Annotated in this window: 2 protein-coding genes; one reads left to right on the plus strand and one right to left on the minus strand. The window is 72.7% G+C overall.

All coding sequences use genetic code 11. From position 1 onward, the window contains the following. Nucleotides 1-498: aromatic amino acid lyase (locus ACOADB_RS05160; RefSeq protein ID WP_378596870.1), on the minus strand; the 498-nt coding region annotated here is incomplete at its 3' end. 100 nt (nt 499-598) lie between these two features. Here ACOADB_RS05160 and ACOADB_RS05165 point away from each other — a divergent pair. Then, nucleotides 599-900 (plus strand): helix-turn-helix domain-containing protein (locus ACOADB_RS05165; protein ID WP_378596871.1); only part of this gene is annotated, 302 nt, incomplete at its 3' end.

The raw sequence follows: 900 nt of genomic DNA on the forward strand, positions 1-900 counted from the left end.
GGCGTTGCGCACCGGTCCCTCACCCATCAGGGCCAGCGCACAGTGCGCGAGCGGCGCCAGGTCGCCGGAGCAACCGAGCGACCCGTACTCGTGGACGACCGGCGTGATGCCGTGCGTGAGGAGCCCGGCTAGCAGCTCGGCCGTCTCGCGTCGTACGCCGGTGCGACCGGTGGCGAGCGTCGAGAGCCGCAGCAGCATCAGGGCCCGCACGACCTCGCGCTCGACCTCGGGGCCACTTCCGGCTGCGTGCGAGCGGACCAGGGAGCGCTGGAGCTGGGCACGCAGCTCCGGAGCGATGTGGCGGGTGGCGAGGGCGCCGAAGCCGGTCGAGACGCCGTACGACGGCGTGGGTGACGCCGCCAGGTCCTCGATCACCGCACGGGCACGGTCGATCGCGGCCAGCGACTCCTCGCTGAGCGCCACCCCCGCACCATGGCGAGCCACCGCCACCACGTCCTCGAAGGAAACCGCACCCGTCCCGACCGTCACCATCTGCATGCCGCCATTCCACTCTTCCGGTGCACCGCTGACCAGAGCGGAGGGACACTCAGAGTCTCGGATACGAGACATTGCACCGCGGTCGTGGCACGCTCCGTCCATGAGCCAGGTCCCTGCCGCCACCCGTGCCCTGCGGGTGCTGCGGTTCCTCGCCGGCCAGCCGGAGCCGGTGGCCGTCGACCGGATCGCCCGCGAGCTCGCGATCCCCCGCTCCACGACGTACCACCTGCTCCAGGCGATGGCCGACGAAGGCTTCGTGGTGCACCTCGCCGACGACCGGCGGTACGGACTCGGGGTCGCTGCCTTCGAGGTCGGCAGCGGGTACGCCCGCCAGGCTCCCCTGCAGCGGATCGCGCGACGCCCGCTGGCCGCACTCGTCGACCGGACCGGCCACAGCGCGCA

The sequence above is a fragment of the Nocardioides sp. CPCC 206348 genome, assembly GCF_048654705.1.
Classification (GTDB): Bacteria; Actinomycetota; Actinomycetes; order Propionibacteriales; family Nocardioidaceae; genus Nocardioides.